At 28.5% G+C, this 20,803-nt stretch carries 19 protein-coding genes; 16 read left to right on the forward strand and 3 right to left on the reverse strand.

Features of this window, described 5'->3' with window-relative positions; all coding sequences use genetic code 11:
* The first annotated feature begins 115 nt into the window (after window positions 1–115).
* Both NNC19_RS14905 and NNC19_RS14910 read left to right on the forward strand, forming a co-directional pair.
* A complete protein-coding gene (locus NNC19_RS14905; RefSeq protein WP_310939460.1) occupies window positions 116–1,120 on the forward strand; it encodes a non-reducing end alpha-L-arabinofuranosidase family hydrolase in 1,005 nt (334 codons plus the stop codon).
* Window positions 1,121–1,217: 97 nt separating this feature from the next.
* Window positions 1,218–1,952: a polysaccharide deacetylase family protein gene (locus tag NNC19_RS14910; protein ID WP_310939461.1), complete on the forward strand. Its 735-nt coding sequence runs from the start codon at window positions 1,218–1,220 to the stop codon at window positions 1,950–1,952.
* An 87-nt stretch (window positions 1,953–2,039) separates the two neighbouring features.
* Here NNC19_RS14910 and NNC19_RS14915 read toward each other — a convergent pair whose 3' ends face one another.
* Complete coding sequence (locus NNC19_RS14915) at window positions 2,040–2,894, reverse strand: ABC transporter substrate-binding protein (protein WP_310939462.1); 855 nt, start codon at window positions 2,892–2,894, stop codon at window positions 2,040–2,042.
* Window positions 2,895–3,093: 199 nt separating this feature from the next.
* Between NNC19_RS14915 and NNC19_RS14920 the strand changes: the two genes are divergently transcribed.
* From NNC19_RS14920 to NNC19_RS14975, 12 genes are all read left to right on the forward strand, one after another.
* Complete coding sequence (locus NNC19_RS14920; RefSeq protein WP_310939463.1) at window positions 3,094–3,402, forward strand: helix-turn-helix domain-containing protein; 309 nt, start codon at window positions 3,094–3,096, stop codon at window positions 3,400–3,402.
* Window positions 3,403–3,601: 199 nt separating this feature from the next.
* Window positions 3,602–4,303 carry a pirin family protein gene (locus tag NNC19_RS14925; protein ID WP_310939464.1) on the forward strand — a complete coding sequence of 234 codons (702 nt, stop codon included), beginning with the start codon at window positions 3,602–3,604 and terminating at the stop codon, window positions 4,301–4,303.
* Window positions 4,304–4,333: 30 nt separating this feature from the next.
* A complete protein-coding gene (locus NNC19_RS14930; protein ID WP_310939465.1) occupies window positions 4,334–4,933 on the forward strand; it encodes a nitroreductase family protein in 600 nt (199 codons plus the stop codon).
* A gap of 110 nt (window positions 4,934–5,043) precedes the next feature.
* Window positions 5,044–6,516: a PRD domain-containing protein gene (locus NNC19_RS14935; RefSeq protein ID WP_310939466.1), complete on the forward strand. Its 1,473-nt coding sequence runs from the start codon at window positions 5,044–5,046 to the stop codon at window positions 6,514–6,516.
* A gap of 140 nt (window positions 6,517–6,656) precedes the next feature.
* Entirely contained in the window at window positions 6,657–7,673 is a 1,017-nt protein-coding gene (locus tag NNC19_RS14940) for an oxidoreductase (RefSeq protein WP_310939467.1), read from the forward strand.
* A gap of 33 nt (window positions 7,674–7,706) precedes the next feature.
* Window positions 7,707–8,390, forward strand: coding sequence for a ribose 5-phosphate isomerase A (gene rpiA, locus NNC19_RS14945; protein ID WP_310939468.1), 684 nt, complete (start codon window positions 7,707–7,709; stop codon window positions 8,388–8,390).
* 32 nt (window positions 8,391–8,422) lie between these two features.
* On the forward strand, window positions 8,423–9,409 hold the full coding sequence (locus tag NNC19_RS14950; protein ID WP_310939469.1) for a Gfo/Idh/MocA family oxidoreductase: 987 nt from the start codon (window positions 8,423–8,425) through the stop codon (window positions 9,407–9,409).
* Window positions 9,410–9,500: 91 nt separating this feature from the next.
* Window positions 9,501–9,998 carry a cupin domain-containing protein gene (locus tag NNC19_RS14955; RefSeq protein WP_310939470.1) on the forward strand — a complete coding sequence of 166 codons (498 nt, stop codon included), beginning with the start codon at window positions 9,501–9,503 and terminating at the stop codon, window positions 9,996–9,998.
* Window positions 9,999–10,187: 189 nt separating this feature from the next.
* Window positions 10,188–10,988 carry an SDR family oxidoreductase gene (locus NNC19_RS14960; protein ID WP_310939471.1) on the forward strand — a complete coding sequence of 267 codons (801 nt, stop codon included), beginning with the start codon at window positions 10,188–10,190 and terminating at the stop codon, window positions 10,986–10,988.
* A 26-nt stretch (window positions 10,989–11,014) separates the two neighbouring features.
* Window positions 11,015–11,839, forward strand: a complete 825-nt coding sequence (locus NNC19_RS14965; RefSeq protein WP_310939472.1) for an SDR family oxidoreductase — start codon at window positions 11,015–11,017, stop codon at window positions 11,837–11,839.
* Window positions 11,840–11,983: 144 nt separating this feature from the next.
* Window positions 11,984–14,227 carry a glycoside hydrolase family 3 C-terminal domain-containing protein gene (locus NNC19_RS14970; RefSeq protein ID WP_310939473.1) on the forward strand — a complete coding sequence of 748 codons (2,244 nt, stop codon included), beginning with the start codon at window positions 11,984–11,986 and terminating at the stop codon, window positions 14,225–14,227.
* A 20-nt stretch (window positions 14,228–14,247) separates the two neighbouring features.
* Window positions 14,248–15,801: a glycoside hydrolase family 30 protein gene (locus NNC19_RS14975; protein ID WP_310939474.1), complete on the forward strand. Its 1,554-nt coding sequence runs from the start codon at window positions 14,248–14,250 to the stop codon at window positions 15,799–15,801.
* Between the two features lie 60 nt (window positions 15,802–15,861).
* Here the strand turns inward: NNC19_RS14975 and NNC19_RS14980 are convergent, their stop codons facing one another.
* On the reverse strand, window positions 15,862–16,866 hold the full coding sequence (locus NNC19_RS14980; protein WP_310939475.1) for an acyltransferase family protein: 1,005 nt from the start codon (window positions 16,864–16,866) through the stop codon (window positions 15,862–15,864).
* Between the two features lie 266 nt (window positions 16,867–17,132).
* Here NNC19_RS14980 and NNC19_RS14985 point away from each other — a divergent pair, with 266 nt between their 5' ends.
* Entirely contained in the window at window positions 17,133–17,933 is an 801-nt protein-coding gene (locus tag NNC19_RS14985; protein WP_310939476.1) for an HAAS domain-containing protein, read from the forward strand.
* A gap of 308 nt (window positions 17,934–18,241) precedes the next feature.
* The gene (locus NNC19_RS14990; RefSeq protein WP_310939477.1) at window positions 18,242–19,678 is read left to right on the forward strand and encodes an amino acid permease; all 1,437 of its coding nucleotides are present in this window, start codon (window positions 18,242–18,244) and stop codon (window positions 19,676–19,678) included.
* 120 nt (window positions 19,679–19,798) lie between these two features.
* Here the strand turns inward: NNC19_RS14990 and NNC19_RS14995 are convergent, their stop codons facing one another.
* Window positions 19,799–20,683 (reverse strand): ABC transporter substrate-binding protein, encoded by an 885-nt coding sequence (locus NNC19_RS14995; RefSeq protein WP_310939478.1) that lies wholly within the window; start codon window positions 20,681–20,683, stop codon window positions 19,799–19,801.
* Window positions 20,684–20,803 lie beyond the last annotated feature (120 nt).

The following is a 20,803-nucleotide window of genomic DNA, read 5'->3' on the forward strand; positions in this document are numbered from 1 at the left end:
ATGTGAAGTTTGTCTCTATTTTTTTATAAAATTTTTTAACTGTAAATATATGTTATGATATTTTCTCAACTATAGTTAATAAATCAATAATTTAAAAAATAAGGAGAGATTTTAAATGGTAAAGAAAAAAATAATGAAAAAAGTAGGTCTACTTTCAATTGGATTAGGTATGTTCTTAGGGACAATGACTTCAGGAGCTTCTTTAGTTGCTAATGCTGCAGCAAATCCAAATCCTACTTGGTATGTAGGGGCAAGATGTTTCTTTAATGGGCCAACAGGCGCATGGGATGATATTTCTGTTAAGGATCCATCTATTGTTTATGCTAATGGTAAATACCATTTATTTTATACTGGTTATGCTCAAAGTGGTACATTTCAGATGGGATATGCTTCTGCACCTACAATTAGTGGGTTAAGCACTGCTCAGCATAAAAAGTTAGACTTAAATGGATCATGGGGACGTAATGGAAGTTATGGAGCACCACAAGTATTTTATATGGAGTCTAAACATATGTGGTACCTTATTTACCAAGGTAGTCTAGGAGCTTGTTATGCAACAACTACTAATATAGATGATCCAAATTCATGGAGTGGACCAAAATCCATGGGAGCTAGTGGAAACATGGGTTGGGATTATTGGGTTATTTGTGATGATCAAAACGCATATATGTTTAATACACCATCAGATGGTTCACATAATATTTACTGTCGTAAGACATCTCTTGCGAACTTTCCAAATGGTTGGGGACCAGCTACAGTTGCAGTAAGAGATACTTTTGAAGGAGCTTGTGTTTATAAATCTAAAGCAGATAATAAGTATTATTTGATAGTTGAAGATATGAAGGATAATAGATACTATGAACTTCATCAAGCTAATAGTTTAAATGGTCCATGGACAAAGGTTAGTGAAAAATGGGCATCATCTCATAATTTATCTTACACTGCAGATAAGTGGACAAATCGTGTTTCTCATGGTGAAATACTTCGTTCAGGCATAAATCAAAAATTAGAGATTAATGATATTAATAGAGCTGATTTCTTAATTCAAGGTTCTATGGATGGTAATGTTGCATATGAAAAAATCAAATGGGATCTTGGGATTATAAAAAATTACAAATAATTATTAAAAGCAAATGCTAAAAAAGAAACTCTAGTATCTTTGTGGAATAATACTAGAGTTTCTCTAAACTTTAATTTCGAAAGGTGGACATATTAATATGAAAAAAATATTTTTTGTACTTGTTACTATACTATTTTTAAGTATTCCGTATAATTGTAAGGCAGCAACAAATATAAAGATACCTGTTATGCTATATCATGTAGTTTCTTCAAATCCAAGTGGACAATATCAATTTAGTTTAACAGAATTTAAAAAGCAGATGGAATACTTAAAGGCTAATGGATATACAACATTATCTATAGATCAATATTACAACATTATTAATAAAACAGCCTCTATACCAAATAAGCCTGTATTACTTACCTTTGATGATTGTACTAGTGACTTCTATACAAATGTATATCCTATTTTAAAACAATATAATATGAAGGCAACTGAATTTGTAGTTACCAACTGGATTGATACTATGGGGCATATGACTACAAATCAGATAAAACTTGTAAGTAGTAATGGCATAGATATACAAAATCATACTACAAATCATTCGAATATTACTACTCTAACACATAATCAAAAATATGCTGCTATTAATGATGCAACTAATAAGATTAAGTCTATAACTAATAAGGCATCAGTTTACTGCGCATATCCTTATGGAAGTTATGATACAGATACTACTTCAATACTTAAAAGTTTAGGGTATAAAACAGGGTTTAAAGTAGGTGGTGGATTAAGCACAGATACAAGTGATAAGTATGCTATGCCTCGTACTATGATAATTAATGGTGATACTTTAAATGTATTTATAAGAAAACTTTCATCAGGAAATTAGAAGTGATTAAAAAGTTAGTTATGAAATAATACAAAGATTAAAATACTCTCCTTATAATAATACTATTATAAGGAGAGTATTTATCTGTTAATTATTAATATAGTGAGATGTTAATCCATACTGAGTTAAAATATTATACAAAGTTCCATCTGATTTCATTTCTTGTAACTTTTCATTAAAAGCATTTACTAATGTAATATCTTCTTTCTTAAAAGGATAGGACACATCCATAGTTAATTCTGTTTTATATTGATTTGGAGAGAGAACTTTAAAATTTGAATTAGATTCTTTTAAAATAAGATTATTAGCTTGCATAGAATCTGTTATTATAGCATCAACTAATTTGTTTTTTAATGATAATATTAAAGAGGTATTATCATGAAATGCAATATAATCTTTCAATAGATTTTGTTTTTTCCAATCACTAGCTAAATCTAAAAAAACTGTATTACTAAATGTGCCAACAGTTTTATTCTTTAAATCAGTTTTAGAAAATATTTTTGTGTCATTTCTAGTTAATATTGTTTCACCTTCAGTGTAAATTGGGTTAGTGAAATTTAATATATTTTTTCTATCTTTTGTTATATATATAGCTTTAGCAATCATATCAGCTTCAGGGTTGTTAAGCAAACTTTCTACAATATAAGGAAAATTCACATATTTAACCTGAACTTCATTTATACCTAAACGTTTTGCTACTTCAGTTATAATGTCTGCATCAAGGCCAGTAAAATCACCAGAGTTAGGATTTTTATAGGAGTAAGGTTCTATATTCGGAGAAAGAACTGTAAGCACTCCTTTTTCTTTAATTTTTTCTAATCTATCTTGGTTAATAACTACAGGTATGGCATGATTGTTTTGTGTTAATATTCTATTATTTGCACTAATGCTAAGATTTAAACAAAAAATCAATGAAATTAAAAATTTAAAACATTTTTTCATGATCATCCATCCAGTCATATATAGTTTTTATGTATTAATTTTATATTTCCTGTTATCCAAAATAATTATTCACTTGAAAATATAGAATGAATTTTACATTTTATAAGAATTAATAACATATTAAATAATCTTGTATTATGATAAGTTACTTACTTTTATGAAGTAACTGTGATAAAATAATCATAGGTGGTGATTATAGATGGACAAATTCCAGATGTGCCCAAGGTTCGAAAATGCCTTTGAATTATTAGGAAAGAGATGGACTGGATTGATTATAAGAACATTATTAGGTGGGCATAATCGATTTTCTGATGTAGAAGAAGCAATTCCAAATATGAGTGCACGTATGTTAACAGAAAGATTTAAAGAACTAGAGAAAGAAGGCATTATTGTAAGAAAGGTTTATCCAGAGACTCCAGTAAGAATAGAATATGAATTAACTGAAAAAGGTCATGCACTAGAAAGTGTTATGGATGAAATTCAAAAGTGGGCAGAAAAATGGAACTAATTAAAATATCAAAAAGCTTATATAGAATCCCCTATTTAAAATAATAGGGATTCTTTTTTTTATAAAAAAAATACTATTGACTAATCTAAATTGATATGTGATAATTAATTTAAAGTTACTTACTAAAAGTAATTAGATTGAATAAAATATATGAATTAAGTTTTGTAAGTTAAAAAAGAGTAATATAAGGAGGTATGGAATGTTAAGAAAGATTGATAATAGGAATATGGGAAGTAGTAATCTTGGATGGTTAAAGAGTAAATTCCACTTTTCTTTTGCAGAATACTATAATCCTAATAATATAAATTTTGGAGCATTAAGAGTTATAAATGATGATTTAATTCAAACTGATACTGGATTTGATACACATCCTCATAAGGATATGGAAATAATAACTTATGTGATTCATGGTGAACTGACACATAAAGATAGTATGGGAAATAAAAACACAATAACTCGTGGCCATGTTCAATATATGAGTGCTGGAACAGGAGTATATCATAGTGAGCATAATTTAGGAAAAGATGAATTGAGATTATTACAGATATGGATTTTCCCAGATGAAAAAGGTTATATCCCTAACTATGGAGATTTTAGATTTCAATGGAATGATAGAAAAAATAAATGGCTTCATATGGTTTCTAATAAAGACGGTGCTGCACAAATAAAAATAAATCAAGATGTTAATATTTATTCTTTAGAACTTGATAAAGGAAAAGAAATTAATTTTGAAATAAATAAAAATAGGCAAGCATATTTGGTACAGATTGAAGGTACTTCTATAATAGATGAAATTGAGTTAAATGAACAAGATGGAATGGAAATCATTGAAGAATATATTTTAATCAAAGCTAAAGAAAATACTCATATTTTAATTTTAGAAATGAAGAAAGAAAATTAATATTATTTTATAGAAAGAGGAGAGATGATTATGTCAAAAGATTTTTATACTGCAGTAGCAGATAGACGTTCATATTATGGAATTAGCAAGGAATCAGTGGTTTCAGATGATAGAATTAAGGAGATTGTAGAGCATGCTGTGAAACATACTCCATCATCATTTAATTCCCAAAGTGCAAGAGTTGCTTTATTACTTGGAAAAGAACATGATAAGCTTTGGGATATAACAAAGGAAGCTTTGAGAAAAATAGTACCAGTAGATCAATTTAGTACTACTGAAGATAAAATAAATTCATTTAAAAATGGATATGGTACAGTTTTATTCTTTGAAGATAATAGTGTAATAAAATCGTTGCAAAAACAATTTGTTTTATATAAAGATAATTTCCCAATTTGGTCTGAGCAAGGAAGTGGAATGCATCAATTTGTTATTTGGACAGCATTAGAGATTGAAGGGTTTGGCGCATCTTTGCAACATTACAATGAACTTATTGAAAATGATATAAAGAAAGAATGGAATATACCTGACAACTGGAAACTTATTGGACAAATGCCATTTGGAAAACCAACATTAGATCCAGGTGAAAAACAATATCTTCCATTAGAAGAACGTATTAAGGTGTTTAAATAAATTAGTTTGAAATTAAAGGATTGCTTTTAAAAATAGGCAATCCTTTTAAAATTGCTAATTTTGATATAATATATATATTAAACTTATATAAAAAGTAGGTGGAAGGAAATTTGAATAGAAGACATCGAGATATATTGAATTTAATTTTAAATACGGATGATTGTATTACTGGTAATGAGTTAGCTAAGATTTGTAATGTAACAATTAGGACAATAAGAAGTGATATTAAAGATATTAATGATTTATTAAAGGAGTATACTGTAGAAATTAAGGCAAATATAAAAAAAGGTTATTTTCTTAACCAGAAAGATAAAGATATTTTAAAATATAATAATGTTATAAGAAAGGTATTAGATTATGAATATATAATTGAAACTCCTAACTTACCTATAGATAGACAAATGTATATATTATTAAAATTAACTACATTTGAATATATGTATGTTGAAGAGTTAGCAGAAGCTTTATATGTATCAATAGCTACTATAAATAATGATATTATTCTTATTAACAAATGGATTAAAAGAGATTTGAAATTAGGAATAAGCTATTCTTTAAATAAAGGAATTACGCTTAAAGCTGATGAAAAAGAGAAAAGAAATATTATAAGCTGGGTTTTATCTAAAAGACTTAACATAAGTACCGTTTTGAAGTATTGGAATTATCTATTTCAAGATAAAGAAGTTGTTAAAGATGCAAGGAATATTTATCATATATTAGGTGATGAGACAAGGAAACATAACTATCATTTATCTGGACATAGTGCTCAAATTTTTTGCTATGAAATATTAATTGCTTTTAATCGTGAAAGGTTAGGATTTTATTTAGAGCCATTAGATGGTATGTTGAAGAATATAATTAATGATATTAGGAGTAGGGTTGAAGATAAATTAGGGATTAATATGTCACAAAGGGAATGGATAAATTTACAAGAATATTTTGAGTCTAAGCAATTTCTTTATGGAACAGATATTAAAAATATTGAAACTGAAGAGGCTAATTGTGTAGTAGATGAGTTTTTAGAAACAGTAAAAGAAAAGTTTGATGTAGACTTAATGAGTAATAGAGAGAATAGATATAAATTTTTATTATATGTTGCTCCAATGATAAGGAGGTTAAAATATAATCATTGTATAGCAAATAAGATAGATGAAAATGTGGTTAAATGTTATAAAATTGAATTTAAAATGGCTAACGAAATAAAAAAAATTTTAAAAAGAAAACTTAACTTGGAAGCTAGATCGAGTGAGATTGCATATATAACTATTCATTTAGCTTCTATGTGTGGACTATGGAAAAAAAACTTAAAAACTATAGTTGTTTGTGATTATGATGAATCTATATTTGAACTTATAAAAGAAAAAATTAATAACTCATTTGGAGAAAAGATAGAGATATGTAGGTTTTATGATTATCAAGGGTTTATGTATGAAAATAAGGAAGAACTTAAAAATATTGATTTTATAGTTACAACATCAACAATTGCAGATATTACAAATATTCCTTTTGTTAGAATAAATTATGTAATGGAACAAAAAGATATGGATATTATAGCAGAATATTTAAAGAGTAAAGTAAATTAATCCTATAGTTTGATTCTAGACTATAGGATTAATTTTTAAAAGTAAAAAATTTCACTATTTAAGGTGAAATGTTTTAGTTTGTTCTAGTGTATTGAAGTTATTATAATAAGGTTAAACTAATGTATAAGAAGGAGGCTTTTATGCTTACAATTGGTTATATTGGAAATGGAAAAAGTACTAACAGATATCACTTGCCATTTGTTGTACAAAGAAAAAATATAAAGGTTAAAACAATTTATCAAAGAAATCCTGAAAACGAAAAATGGAGCAGGATTAATGGAGTAAATTATACTTCTGATTTAGATGAAATATTAAATGATAAAGAAATACAACTTATTGTGGTTTGTACTATACATAATAGTCATTATGAGTATGCAAAAATGGTGTTAGAACATAATAAACATTGTTTGGTTGAAAAGCCTTTTATGGAAAATTCAAAGCAGGCAAAAGAAATTTTTGAGTTGGCAAAAAATAAAGGATTAATAGTTCAAGCATATCAAAATAGACGTTTTGATAGTGATTTTTTAACAGTACAAAAAGTTATTCAAGAAGGGAAATTAGGGGAATTACTAGAATTAGAAATGCATTTTGATTATTATAGACCAGAAATTCCTGAATCTATTAAATATTTTGATCCACTTCAATCATATTTATATGGGCATGCTTGTCATACATTGGATCAAGTCATTAGTTATTTTGGAAAACCAGATAGTATTCATTATGATGTACGACAATTACTTGGTTCAGGCAGAATGAATGATTATTTTGATTTAGATTTGTATTATGGGAAATTAAAAGTATCTGTAAAGTCTAGTTATTTTAGAATAAAAGAAAGGCCTAGTTTTGTTGTATATGGAAAAAGAGGATGTTTTATAAAACAAACAAAGGACAAACAAGAAGAACATTTAAAATTATTCTATATGCCCAATAATAATGATTTTGGGGTGGATTCATTTAAACATTATGGAGTTCTTACATATATAGATGAAAAAGGTGAAGTGCATGAAGAAAAAGTGAAATCTGTAAATGGTGATTATGGGAGAGTTTATGATGATTTGTATGAAGCAATCATAAATGGTAAAGATAAAACTATTACTGATGAAGAGACATTACTTCAAATGGAAATATTAGAAACTGGAGTAAAGAATTTAACTTAATTTATATAGTGATTAAGTTTAGGAGGATATAGGGTGAATGATGAAGCTTTAAGAAAATTATGTGCTAAAAAAGCTATGGAATATATAAAAAATAACACTGTAATAGGGTTAGGAGCTGGAAGAAATATAGCTTGTTTAATTGAGCTATTAAAAGAAAAGATAGAGAAAAGCAATTTTAAAATTAAAGTAGTAACACCATCTGAAAATACAAAAAATCTTTGTATTAAATCTAAAATAGAGGTTCTTCCAACTTATTTAGTAGACAGTGTTGAAGTTGCATTTGACGGATGTGGAGAAGTTGATGAAAATTTTTATGCTTCAAAAGGTGGTAGTGGAGTATTTTTGAGGGAAAAAATAATTGCTACTATGGCTAAAGATTATATTTTGTTAATAGATGAAGGAAAATTGAAAGAAGAATTAAGTAGTGATATTTCACTAGAAGTGGTTAAAGATTCATTAGGATATGTAGTCAAAGAGGTTAAAGCTTTAAGTGGAAATCCTGTAATTAGAACAAGTAATAATAAAGATGGATATTTAATGACTGATAATGGTAACTACATATTAGATATTAAATTTGATGTTATAGAAGATTTTGAAAAGCTTAATAATAGATTAATTAATATTATAGGAGTGGTTGAAACTTCTATATTTACAAAAGAAATTACTAAGATGATAATTGCAGGTGAAAATGGAGCAAGAGTTATTTCAAAAAAATAATTATAAACCATTTAGGGGAAGGCGGGATTAACATGAGATTAGGGATTGTTGGAGCAGGAATGATAGTAAAGGATTTATTATCAATAAGTACTCTTTTAAAAGACATTGAATTTGTAGCTATTTGTGGCACTGAAAGAGATAAGGAAACAATGAATCAATTTAGAAAAGATTATAGGGTTGAAAATATATTTTATAATTATGATGAATTATTAAATATGGATTTGGATGGGATTTATGTAGCATTACCTAATAATTTGCATTTTGAATTTGCTAAAAGAGCATTAGAGGCAAATAAAAATGTTATTGTTGAAAAACCATTTACTTCTACATATAGTGAATCATTAATTTTAAGTAATTTAGCCAAAGAAAGACAGTTATTTATATTTGAAGCTATTACAAATCAATATCTTCCTAACTATAAAAAAATAAAAGAGCTACTTAAGGATTTAGGCGATGTAAAAATAGTTCAATGTAACTATTCTCAATATTCTAGTAGATATAATAGCTTTAAAGAAGGAAATACTTTACCAGCTTTTGATCCTAGATTTTCTGGTGGGGCATTGATGGATATAAATATATATAATATACACTATGTAATAGGTTTATTTGGAAAGCCAGAAGAGATTGAATATTATCCAAATGTTGAGAGAGGAATAGATACATCTGGGGTATTAATATTAGATTATGGGAAGTTTAAGTGTGTATGTATTGGTGCGAAGGATTGCAAAGCACCTATTGTAAATAATATACAAGGAGATAATGGCAGCATATATCAAAATACTCCAACTAATGTTTGTGAGAGCTTTGATTTACTAATGAATGATGGGACAAGTTCGAAAGTCAACATAAATAATTATGCTCATAGAATGGTCAATGAATTTATTGAATTTGCTGATATGATTAAAAATGATGATTTAAAAAGATGCTATGAAATGTTGGAGCATAGTTTGATAGTTAGTGAAGTTCAAACAATTGCAAGAAAAAAGGGTGGAATAGTTTTTCCTGCTGATATGATATAATTGTTAAAGTTGAAAATTCAATTTAATTGATATATAATGATTAAATCCTAAAAAGGATATAATAAGTTATAATATTGTGAGGAGTAATTATATGTATACAGCAGACTATTTTATAAAGAACTTAAATATGACACCACATCAAGAAGGTGGATTTTTTAAAGAAAGTTTTATTTCAAAAGATAATATTTCAGATAGCAGGTTAAATGTTGAAAGTGAAGAAGCAAAAAAACTTTGGACTAGCATATATTTTTTGCTTAGAGATGGTGAAGTTTCAAATTTTCATAGATTAAAGTCAGATGAGATGTGGTACTATCATTCAGGTTCTTCACTTACTATTTATATGATTAGCCCTGAAGGTGAACTTATTACAGAAGAACTTGGATTGAATATTGAAAAAGGAGAAAAACCTCAAATATTAGTTCCAAAAGACTATATATTTGGTTCTGCAATGAATAATCCAGGTTATGCCTTAGTTGGATGTATGGTATCTCCAGGCTTTGAGTTTAAAGATTTTGAATTGTTTGATAGAGAATATCTATTAGAAAAATATCCAAAGTATGAACAGATAATTCTTAAGTTAACTAAATAAAAACATATTTATAGAAATGAAAGTATAAGTTTCAAATCCTAAGATATTTGGGTTTGAAACTTTTTTTGCCTCAAAGTACAATATGTTTTGCCCAAAAGTACAATTGTTACTTCAATATATTTATTATATATTTTTAGTATGATGAATTATCGAAAAAAGATAGATTGATAATTTTAGGAGGTTAGTAGCATGAAAGTAATAAATAAAAATATAGTTGTAACTGGTGGAGGAAATGGGGTGGGAAGGGAGTTAGTTCTCCAATTATTAGCCAAAGGAGCAAAAGTTATTGCAGTTGATATAAGTGAATCAGCTCTTAAAGAAACATTTACTATATCCAAGGAAAATGAGAAGTTATTAATTAGAACTTTAGATATTACAGATAAAGAAGCAGTTCTGAAATTTGCAGATGAAATCATTTCTACAGTAGGGCATATGGATGGAGTTATTAATAATGCAGGGATTATTCAACCTTTTGTACATTTAAAGGATTTGAAATTTGAACAAATAGATAAGCTAATGAATGTTAATTTTTATGGAACTTTATATATGACAAAGGCATTTTTAAATCACTTATTAACAAGGCCAGAAGCTCATATTGTTAATATAGCTAGTATGGGCGGATTCTTTCCGGTGCCTGGACAAAGTGCATATGGGGCATCTAAGGCAGCTGTTAAACTTATGACAGAAGGGTTATATTCAGAATTATCAGATACTGGGGTGCATGTTTCCGTTGTATTTCCAGGAGGAATTGCAACAGATATCATGAAAAATTCTAAAGTTACTGATAAAAGTGCTCCAGAGAAAGAAAAAAATTCTAAGCTATTATTATCAGCATCTGCTGCAGCTGAAAAGATTATTAATGGAATGGAAAAAAATAAGTATAGATTTTGTATTGGAAAAGACTCTAAGTTGATGCATTTTGTATATAGCTTTAGTCCAAGTTTGGCAACTAAATTAATTAAAAAAGTTCTGGGATCTAAAGTACACTAAAAATCTATTTATGAAAGGAAAATAAGATGAAAAAGGTATGTGTAATCACAGGCGGTGGCAGCGGAATGGGGCTTGGAACTGCAAAAATATTAGGAAAAGAAAATTACATTATTATAGTAGGAAGAACAAGAAAAAAACTTGAAGATGCAATAGAAGAATTAAGAGAAGATGGTATAGAAGCTACATCTTTTGCTTGTGATATTTCAAATAGAGAATCAGTAGAGAAACTAGCAAAAAGGGCAAGAGAGATTGGTGTTATTTCGTCTGTTATACATGCTGCAGGCATGTCACCACATATGGGGGATGCACAAACAATAATGGAAGCCAATGCAATTGGAACTATTAATATTAATGAAGCTTTTTTTAATGTTATGGAAGAAGATTCTTGTATTATAGATGTAGCATCCATGTCTGCATATCTTACTCCTAAGTTCATAATGCCAACTAAAAATTATAAGTATAGTAGAATAGATAAAGAATTTTTTATGAAAAAAATGATGGCAAGGGTTAATTTCTTTCCTAAAAAAGCTAGATCTGGTGTTGCATATGGTATATCTAAAAATTTTGTTGTTTGGTATGCAAAAACTGATGCAGCAAAGTTTGGGGAAAAGGGAATTCGTGTGCTTTCTGTGTCTCCAGGCTCATTTGAGACACCTATGGGTGAATTAGAAAAAGACGAAGTAGAGAGTCTTATAAAGTATTGTGCTATAAAACGTCTTGGAAAGGTAGAGGAAATAGCTAACTTATTGGCCTTCTGTGCAAGTGATAAAGCAGGCTATTTAACTGGTGTTGACATACTTTGTGATGGAGGATGTGTTGCATCTGGATGCAACCCTCTTAAGAAGAATTAATTATATAAGAAAATGTAGATAAGAGTTATATTACTTTTTATTAGGTAGTATAACTCTTATTTTTATTTAGGAAGTAATTTACATTTAAATATATGTTCATCTATAATAAAACATAACAAGAAAATTATGTGAGGAATGAGAATCATGAAAAAAGAGTTAATTAAAGAGTTAATAACCATAAGTATAGTATTATCATGTATAACTATGAGCAGAAATGTAGCTTTGGCTACTAATACTAAACTAGAATTAGTAACATTAACTGATGAAAATTCAATTCCTAAAGTTATTGATGAAATGACCTTAGATGAAAAATGTCAGATGGTTTGTGGAATAGGCTTAATGACTAAATATGGAGGAGCAGGTGCTTCTTATAGTATTCCAATACTTGGAATACCAAGTGTTGAATTAACTGATGGGCCACAAGGTGTGAGAATGGGAGGATTAACAATTACGCCAAATTATGCACCAACTAAGTATGCAACTTGTTTTCCTAATCCTTTATTAAATGCATCAAGTTGGTCAAAAGAATTAATAAATCAAGCTGGACAAGCTATGGCAGAAGAATGTAAGGATTATGGTGCAGATGTTTTGCTGGCCCCTGCTATGAATATTATTAAAGATCCTTTAGGTGGAAGAACTTTTGAATATTACTCAGAAGATCCTTATATAACTGGAGCTTTAAGTACTGAGGCTGTTAAAGGGATTCAATCAAATGGAATTGGAGCATGTATTAAGCATTTTGCATGTAACAACCAAGAAAATAATAGAGTGGATGGAGATGAAGTAATATCTGAAAGGGCATTAAGGGAACTATATCTTTCACAGTATGAGGATACAGTAAAAAATTCAAATCCATGGACAGCTATGGCTGCATATAATAAAGTTAATGGAACAAGAATGACAGAAAATAAATATCTAATGGAAGATGTGTTAAGGGGTGAATTTAGATTTAATGGCATGATTATGTCAGATTGGGGAGCTTACAACAGAGCAGAAGCTTTTAAAGCAGGCCTTGATATGAATCAACCAGGTGGATTTTATAATATGGGAGGGATTATATTCCCTGCTTGGATAATGCAGATTAAACCAGCTGTTACTTCTTGGGGTGCAATTAGTGAAAGTGATCTTGATAGGGCTGTTACAAATATATTAAAGCTTGTAATTAAAACGCAAACATTTAAAGGAAATTATGGTGATAAGACTCAATTTTTGAATAAAACTACTTTGAGTACTGGCTTAGCTGAAAAAGATGATGATTTATCAAAAAGTATTGCTTCTGAAGGAATAGTACTTTTGAAGAATGAGAATAATACATTACCTATTGATATATCAAAAAAAGTAGCAGTGGCAGGAGAAAATGCATATTCTAATAAAGGAATTATTTATGAAGGAAATGGAAGTGCCACTGTTAATGTAAATCCTAATGGAGTGGTATCTCTTCCACAAGGATTAAGCGATGCTGGATTTAATGTAGTTACGAAAGTAAATAATAGAAATATAGTTGAAGGTATAACAGAGGCAAGTGCAAAAACTTTAGCAGATTCTACAGGGTTAGGAGTTGTTTCTATAGGACTAGCAGGTCATGAAGGTTTAGATTATAGTTCTATGAATTTAAGTGATAAACAGATTAATCTTATTAAAACTATAGGGCAAGCTTATCATAGTGCAAATAAAAAAATGATTGTTGTGCTTAACACTGCAGCACCAGTAGAAGTTGCAAGTTGGGAGAAAAGTGCAGATGCTATTCTTTGGGTTGGACTTCCAGGAAGTAAAGGAGCAGATGCTATAGGAGACATAATGAAGGGAAGTGTAAATCCATCAGGAAAACTTACAGTTACATGGCCCAAGAAATATTCTGATGTGCCAGATTCAAGTTATTTTCCAAAGAATGCAAATACCTCTATAAGTTATGATGAAGGAATTTATGTAGGTTATAGAAATTATGAAGCAAAAAATATTGATCCTATGTATAGGTTTGGATATGGACTTTCATATACAACTTTTAAATATGACAACATTAACTTGAGCTCAGATAAGTTTAATTTAGGTGATGATGACTTTAATATAACAATGAAAGTTGATGTAACTAACACAGGAAAAGTGGTAGGAAAAGAGGTAGCTGAAGTTTATATAAAAGATAATCAATCATCAATAGATAGGCCAAATAAAGAATTAAAGGGATTTGTTAAAACAAAAATGTTAAGCCCTGGAGAAACTCAGACAGTAGAATTTAAAATAGATAAAAAAGCACTTTCTTTTTATAGTGAGAATGATAAATCTTGGAAGGTTGAACCAGGTGGATTTAATATATATGTTGGTGGGACTTCAGATGATAAAATACTTCAAACAGAAGGAAGTGGAGTAAGTAAAACTTTTAATGCAAATTAATTATAATGGGGGATAAAATAATGACACTGAGAAAAAATAAATTAATTTCTATGATGCTTATTATGACAACAGTTTTCTATACTGGAAGTATAAGAGCATTTGCGAAAAATGAAAAAAATTTAGTGGAAGTCACTGTGACTTCAAAGGATGGAAGTAATTTAGAAAAAATACCTAATTTAGTTATGAAAGATATTAAAATAGATGATGGAGATAATTATATAGATATATTTCCAAAAGAAAAACGTCAAGAAATGTTAGGAATAGGTGGAGCTATGACAGAATCAGCAGCCTATAGCATAAGCATGATGTCAGAAGATATTCAAAAGCAGATTTATGATTCATACTTTTCAGAATCAGGGGCAAACTATTCAGTTATGCGTACACCTATTGGTTCTTGTGATTTTACTTTAAGTGGATATTCTTATGATGATGGACCAATTGACGCTGAGTTAGCTAATTTTAGTATAGACAAAGATAAAAAATATCTAATTCCAGCTGTACAAAGAGCTTTGAGCTATGATAAAAACATTAAAATATTTACAGCTCCTTGGGCACCTCCAGCTTGGATGAAAAAAAGTGGAATAAGATCAGGAAATGGCCCGGCACTTCCTTTTATTGGAGATGGAATATTTAACAATGCCCAGATTAAACCAGAATATTATCAAACTTATGCTAATTATCTTAGTAAATATGTTCAAGAATATAAGAAGCTTGGTATAAATATTTGGTCACTATCAGTACAAAATGAAGCTCAGAATGCTGCACCTTGGGAAGCTGCAACTTATACTCCAGAAAGTATGGCAAACTTTGTTGGAAATTATTTAGGGCCTACATTTTTGAAGGATAATGTAGATTCAAAGATTCTTATTTGGGATTGGGACAAAGGTAATGATTCTGTACATCGTGATGGCTTTATTAATTTCAATACAAAAGTCCTATCTGATAGTGATGCAGCAAGATATATTTATGGAACAGCTTTTCATTGGTATGCGGGAGATTTATGGCATGAAATGATAGGAAAACCTATGTGGTCTCAAGATTTTTATAGTTTAGATACACTTAAAAAGAATTTTCCAAACATACACCTCCTTGCAACAGAAGGTTGTCAAGAAAAGGGGCCATGGCTTAATGATTGGACGCCAGCTGCAAGATATATTTATGATATGATTAATGATTTTGAATCTTATACGGAAACTTGGATAGATTGGAATATGGTATTAAAGGATGATGGAGGACCTACTCATGATGTTAAAAATTATTGTCATGCTCCAATAATGGTTAATTCAACAACAAATAAAGTTACTTTTAATCCTTCATATTATGTATTAAAGCAATTTAGTCAAAATATTCGTCCGGGATCATTTAATATTAAAACAACAGGAAGTTTATCAAGTAAATCAGGAACAAGTGGAATATTTAAAACTGCATTTATTAATCCAAAGGATAACAGTGTAGCAGTATTTGTTGGAAATACTTCTGATAATGATGAGGTAGTAAAAATTAGAGATAGAGATAAAGGATTTTCCGCAAATATAAGAGCAAATTCACTTATGACATTTAAATATTATTTGTAAAAATAAAATACCATTGGATTGCAAAAAAAACAATCTAATGGTATTTTAAAGACACAATACTTATTTTTCTAGAACTCTAGTTAATGTAAACTGCTTAATCTTATGATATAGAAGTTTATAATTTCCAATAAAGAAACTCCATAATAAACTCAATGTTATAGTAAATACAAGTATTGTAAACTCACATTTTAAAATATCAAATATAGTTTCTATGTTTGTAAAATGATATTTATAAAGTAATTGTACAATAAAGCTATGAGATACATATAAGACTATTGAATTTTTGCCTATTATAGATAATTGTGTTTTTACAGTTGGTATAATGCTAAGTATAAAAGCACAAACAATAAAAGAACCAACATAGTGGAAAATTCTAATATATAATGGGATAACATCAGTATCAGCATAATAGGAATATTTAGTGTATTCAAAAAACATTTCTACTGTAATTGAATCAGATAAATAATAAAGCACAGCAAAGAAGATAACGGATGTCACAGCTAGTACATATTTAAACCTTCTTAGTTTTTCAAAATATTCTTCTTTAAACCCCATTCCTAATATAAAGTATGGTAAGAAGAAAAATGTTCTTGAAATACTTGCATAAGAACCAACACTTTGATCATGTCCTATATATAAAGCTAATGCTATAGATATAATAAACCACTTTTTCTTATCCTTAATAAAATCAGAAATAATGTACCAACTCATTAAAGAAACAAAATACCACATTGTCCATTTTGGAGAAAATAATTCAAGTTTTGAACTAGTTTCTTCAAATATAACTTTATTAACAATAGTATAGAAAAGTTGAGCAAACAAATAAATTTTTAATATGCCTATTACTTTTTCTTGAGTTGTTCTTTTACTTTTTCTATTAAAATATCCTGAAACAAATGCAAATAGAGGCATGTGAAAAATGTACAAGCAAAGAATTAAATAATGAGCTTTTTCAGAAGCTACAGTATCATGTTCTAAAGAATTTCCAATAATCACACATATAATAAGAAAACCTTTAAGAGTATCAAATAAAAAATTACGTTTTTCGATAATAAATCCCCCCAAATTTATTTGTTTTATATATATACTTTAACATATACTTAACAATTATAGTAACTTTTTTTACAAAACACAAATGATATTATTATAAAAATAGTTTTTTAAGGAAAAATGTAAAAAGACAAAATATTAAGAAAAAATCAAGTATATATATAGAAAAAGTTTTGTAATATTTAAATCTTCATTTTTTCTTAAAAGAATATTGATTTACAGTTTAATTCTTTTGAGTTAAAATAAACTTTAAAATTAATTAAGCAAGGGGACGTAGAGAATTGGATAATTTTGAAGTTTTAGGAGTGAATAAAAATTCATCTTTAGAAGAAATAAAATTGGCTTATGAAAATAAAGTTAAAGATATTGATAGACAAGTCACAAATGAAAAGAATGCAGAGGCTTTTAAAAAGGTATTGAAAGATGCATATGATGGAATAATATCTAATAAATCATCAATGAATGAGAATGGACAGGCATTGGGGAACACTACAGTTATGTCAAAAGATGAAATAGATGAATTATTAGATTCCACAAAGGATGAGTTTGAAGAGGATTATTATGATGATAATTATGATTATGAAGAAACAAGAGTAAATAAAAAAACTAGAAAAAGACGTAGTTCCAGTGGTTCAAGCAGTAAGAAAAGAAGTAAAGGCAAAGATGATGAGTATGATAAAGAAAAGTCTAAAAACAGGAAAAGAAAAAAGGATAAAGATTATAAAGAAGAACATGATAAACATCATCATAAAGAAGAATCAAGTGGAATCTTTAGCTTTTTAATGATACCATTAAAGATATTAGTTATACCAATAATTATAGTATTATCAATAATCATATTAATACTTGAGGTAATAAGTATAGCAGTTTGGATAGTGAGTAAAGTATTATTCATAGCATCTATTGCTGTTGCATCTGTATATGGATATCAAGTATATACTGGTAGTGCACCTATGAGGTATGATTTATTTGCAGCATGTGGAGCAGCGTTTATTTTGGGAATATTATTACCTTTAATAACAAAAATATTTAGAGCACCTTTAAAAGAAATTAATAATAGTTTGAAAGATTTTGTTTTTTAAAGCTGAAAGAATTAAATGTAAGTAGAGAGAACTTTGTAATTTAGAATTTATATATAAAAATTAAATTTACAATTATAAACAAATTTTCAACAAATAAACAAAGTATTAAATTATTAAATTATCAGCTTTCAATATTGATGAAATTAATAAAATGTTAAAAAAAATATATATTCAATCTATATTTGCAAAAGAAATGATTATTTTGTTGCAATTTTATGATTTTTAGTGCAATATAAATATGGGTCGAAATTATGTTGATTAAATTTCTTTGGGGCAAGAAATTTTTAACTGTAAATAGGGAGGACATTATGAATATTTTTAAGAAAAAATCTGTGGACCAGATGTTAAAAGGTGCACAGAATTCAGCTCTAAAGAAAAATCTTAAAGCTAAAGATATAGCTGCATTTGGGATTGGAGCAGTAGTAGGAGTAGGTATTTTTGTTGCTACAGGAGAAGGAGCACATGCAGCAGGTCCAGCAGTAATTATTTCATTTATACTGGCTGGAATGGTAGCTTGTCTTTGTGCTTTAAATTATTGTGAACTTTCAACAATGTTTCCAGTAGCAGGAAGTACATATTCTTATTCATATATAGTATTTGGAGAAATAATTGCAATGATAGTTGGTTGGTGTTTGACAGCTGAGTACTTGGTTGCTTGTAGTGCTGTTGCATCTGGTTGGTCTGGAACTTTTGTTGGTATTTTGAAATCATTTGGAATAACACTTCCAACTGCAATTACTGCATCACCAGCAAAAGGTGGAATAGTTGATTTACCAGCTATATTAGTAATTGGATTAATAACATATATTTTATTTTATGGAATGAAGGAAAGTGCTAGAGTAAATAATATAATAGTTGGTGTTAAGATAGCTATAATCGTTGTTTTTGTTGCTCTTGGAGTAGCACATATAGAACCTTCAAATTATACTCCATTTATGCCATTTGGCTGGGGTGGAGTATTCACAGCAACTGCTACGATTTTCTTTTCATTTATAGGATTTGATGCAATATCAACAGCTGCAGAAGAAGCTGAAAATCCTAAGAGAGATATTCCTATGGGACTTATAATTTGTTTAATAGTTGTTACATTACTTTATGTTGCTGTTGCTTTTGTACTTACAGGAATGGTTCCTTTTAAAGAGATAATCTCAGAAAATGCAGTTCCAGGAGCTTTAGCAAGAGTAGGTATTAATTGGGGTTCAGCATTAGTTGGAACAGGAGCTGTACTTGGAATGATTTCTACTATGATGGTGGTACTTTATGGACAAGTTAGAGTATTTATGGTTATGTCAAGAGATGGACTTTTACCAAAGGTATTCTCAAAGGTACATCCTACACATAAAACTCCATATATTTCAACAGCAATAACAGGAGCTATAGCTGCAATAATAGCTGGATTTTTACCATTAGATATTATTACACAATTTTTAAGCATAGGAACATTATTAAGCTTTACAGTAGTAGCACTAGCTGTTATAGTGCTTAGATATACTATGCCAGATTATGAAAGAGTATTTAAAGTGCCTGGAGCACCAGTTACTCCAGTATTAACTATAATAGGATGTTTGGCTTTATTAACAACATTAAAAGCTATAACATGGATAGGATTTTTAGTATGGCTTGCTATAGGGCTTATAACATATTTTATTTATGGAAGAAAGCATAGTTTGCTTCAAAGAGGAATAGAAGTAGGGCATGAAGAAAATGAAGATAAAACAGAAGTTGCATCAGAATTAGAAAAATAATTTTTTAGAAAAAGCTATAGATAGAGTTAAAAATAAACTCTATCTGTAGCTTTTTTTAAAGGGATATAAATTTATTTAAAAATAAAAAGTACTTCTAGCAACTTAAGTTAAATAGAAGTACTAATTTAAATGAAAATATGGAGGAGGTGGAATTATACTATTTTCATTTACTCCATATTTTTTTACAATTTGAGAGAAAGTTTTGTCTCTTTTCATTTCATTAATTTTTTCGTTTACTGCACTCAATAAGGTTGTATCCTCATGTCTAATTCCAGCAGCTACTTCCCCCATAATATCTGGAGCAATTGGAATTTCATTTAATGATCTTAATCGTAGCTTTTTATCTTTTTGTAATAAATAAGGGAAAGTAATAGCATCACTTATACCTATAACTACTTTACCTGAGTTTACTGCATTTAATAATTCTGGTTGATTTGAAAAAAGTATGAAATCTTTTATGATTCCTTCTTCTTTTAGTTTCCTAACATAGGGTTCATCAACAGCTCCTGCTAGTGCACCAACTACTTTATCTTTTAATTGGGACATAAACTGAATATTTGAAAGCTCAGGGACAACAAAAATATCATAGTCTTTATACCATGGTGTTGAAAAATTTACATACTCCTTTCTGGGTTCAGTAATATATATTCCACTAACTATCATATCAATTTCATCATCTGCAAGTATTTCAGTAAATAATTTATCGAATGTAGTAATTTTCATTTCTACCTTGTTAACTCCAAGGCGTTTTGCAACTTCTGTTATAATATCACCATCTATACCTGTTAATTTTCCAGTTTCAGAATCTAAAAAGGAAAATGGTGGATTATTAGATGAAACAATTGTTAAAACACCTTTTTGTTTGATTTTTTCTAACCTATCAATAGCAACTGTACTATTAGGTGTTGGAGAGATATTTATTTTTGCATTACATATATAAGATGAATTAATACAATCTATAAAAAAAAGAATCAAGGTTAAAAAGCATATTTGAAATCTTTTCATAATGATTGTGTGTTCCTTTCAAAATTATTTATAAATTTAATATATAATAATATTTATTATTTGTAATAAATATTATTATATGCAACCATAAAAATATTAAAAGTTAATTTATTATATATA

This window comes from Clostridium sp. SHJSY1 (assembly GCF_031626875.1).
Taxonomy (GTDB): domain Bacteria; phylum Bacillota; class Clostridia; order Clostridiales; family Clostridiaceae; genus Clostridium.

Excerpts from the sequence above, each read along its gene's own strand:
- NNC19_RS14905 (WP_310939460.1), top strand. The coding sequence starts at position 116 with ATGGTAAAGAAAAAAATAATGAAAAAAGTAGGTCTACTTTCAATTGGA.
- NNC19_RS14910 (WP_310939461.1), top strand. The coding sequence starts at position 1,218 with ATGAAAAAAATATTTTTTGTACTTGTTACTATACTATTTTTAAGTATT.
- NNC19_RS14915 (WP_310939462.1), bottom strand. The coding sequence starts at position 2,894 with ATGAAAAAATGTTTTAAATTTTTAATTTCATTGATTTTTTGTTTAAAT.
- NNC19_RS14920 (WP_310939463.1), top strand. The coding sequence starts at position 3,094 with ATGGACAAATTCCAGATGTGCCCAAGGTTCGAAAATGCCTTTGAATTA.
- NNC19_RS14925 (WP_310939464.1), top strand. The coding sequence starts at position 3,602 with ATGTTAAGAAAGATTGATAATAGGAATATGGGAAGTAGTAATCTTGGA.
- NNC19_RS14930 (WP_310939465.1), top strand. The coding sequence starts at position 4,334 with ATGTCAAAAGATTTTTATACTGCAGTAGCAGATAGACGTTCATATTAT.
- NNC19_RS14940 (WP_310939467.1), top strand. The coding sequence starts at position 6,657 with ATGCTTACAATTGGTTATATTGGAAATGGAAAAAGTACTAACAGATAT.
- NNC19_RS14950 (WP_310939469.1), top strand. The coding sequence starts at position 8,423 with ATGAGATTAGGGATTGTTGGAGCAGGAATGATAGTAAAGGATTTATTA.
- NNC19_RS14955 (WP_310939470.1), top strand. The coding sequence starts at position 9,501 with ATGTATACAGCAGACTATTTTATAAAGAACTTAAATATGACACCACAT.
- NNC19_RS14960 (WP_310939471.1), top strand. The coding sequence starts at position 10,188 with ATGAAAGTAATAAATAAAAATATAGTTGTAACTGGTGGAGGAAATGGG.
- NNC19_RS14965 (WP_310939472.1), top strand. The coding sequence starts at position 11,015 with ATGAAAAAGGTATGTGTAATCACAGGCGGTGGCAGCGGAATGGGGCTT.
- NNC19_RS14970 (WP_310939473.1), top strand. The coding sequence starts at position 11,984 with ATGAAAAAAGAGTTAATTAAAGAGTTAATAACCATAAGTATAGTATTA.
- NNC19_RS14975 (WP_310939474.1), top strand. The coding sequence starts at position 14,248 with ATGACACTGAGAAAAAATAAATTAATTTCTATGATGCTTATTATGACA.
- NNC19_RS14990 (WP_310939477.1), top strand. The coding sequence starts at position 18,242 with ATGAATATTTTTAAGAAAAAATCTGTGGACCAGATGTTAAAAGGTGCA.
- NNC19_RS14995 (WP_310939478.1), bottom strand. The coding sequence starts at position 20,683 with ATGAAAAGATTTCAAATATGCTTTTTAACCTTGATTCTTTTTTTTATA.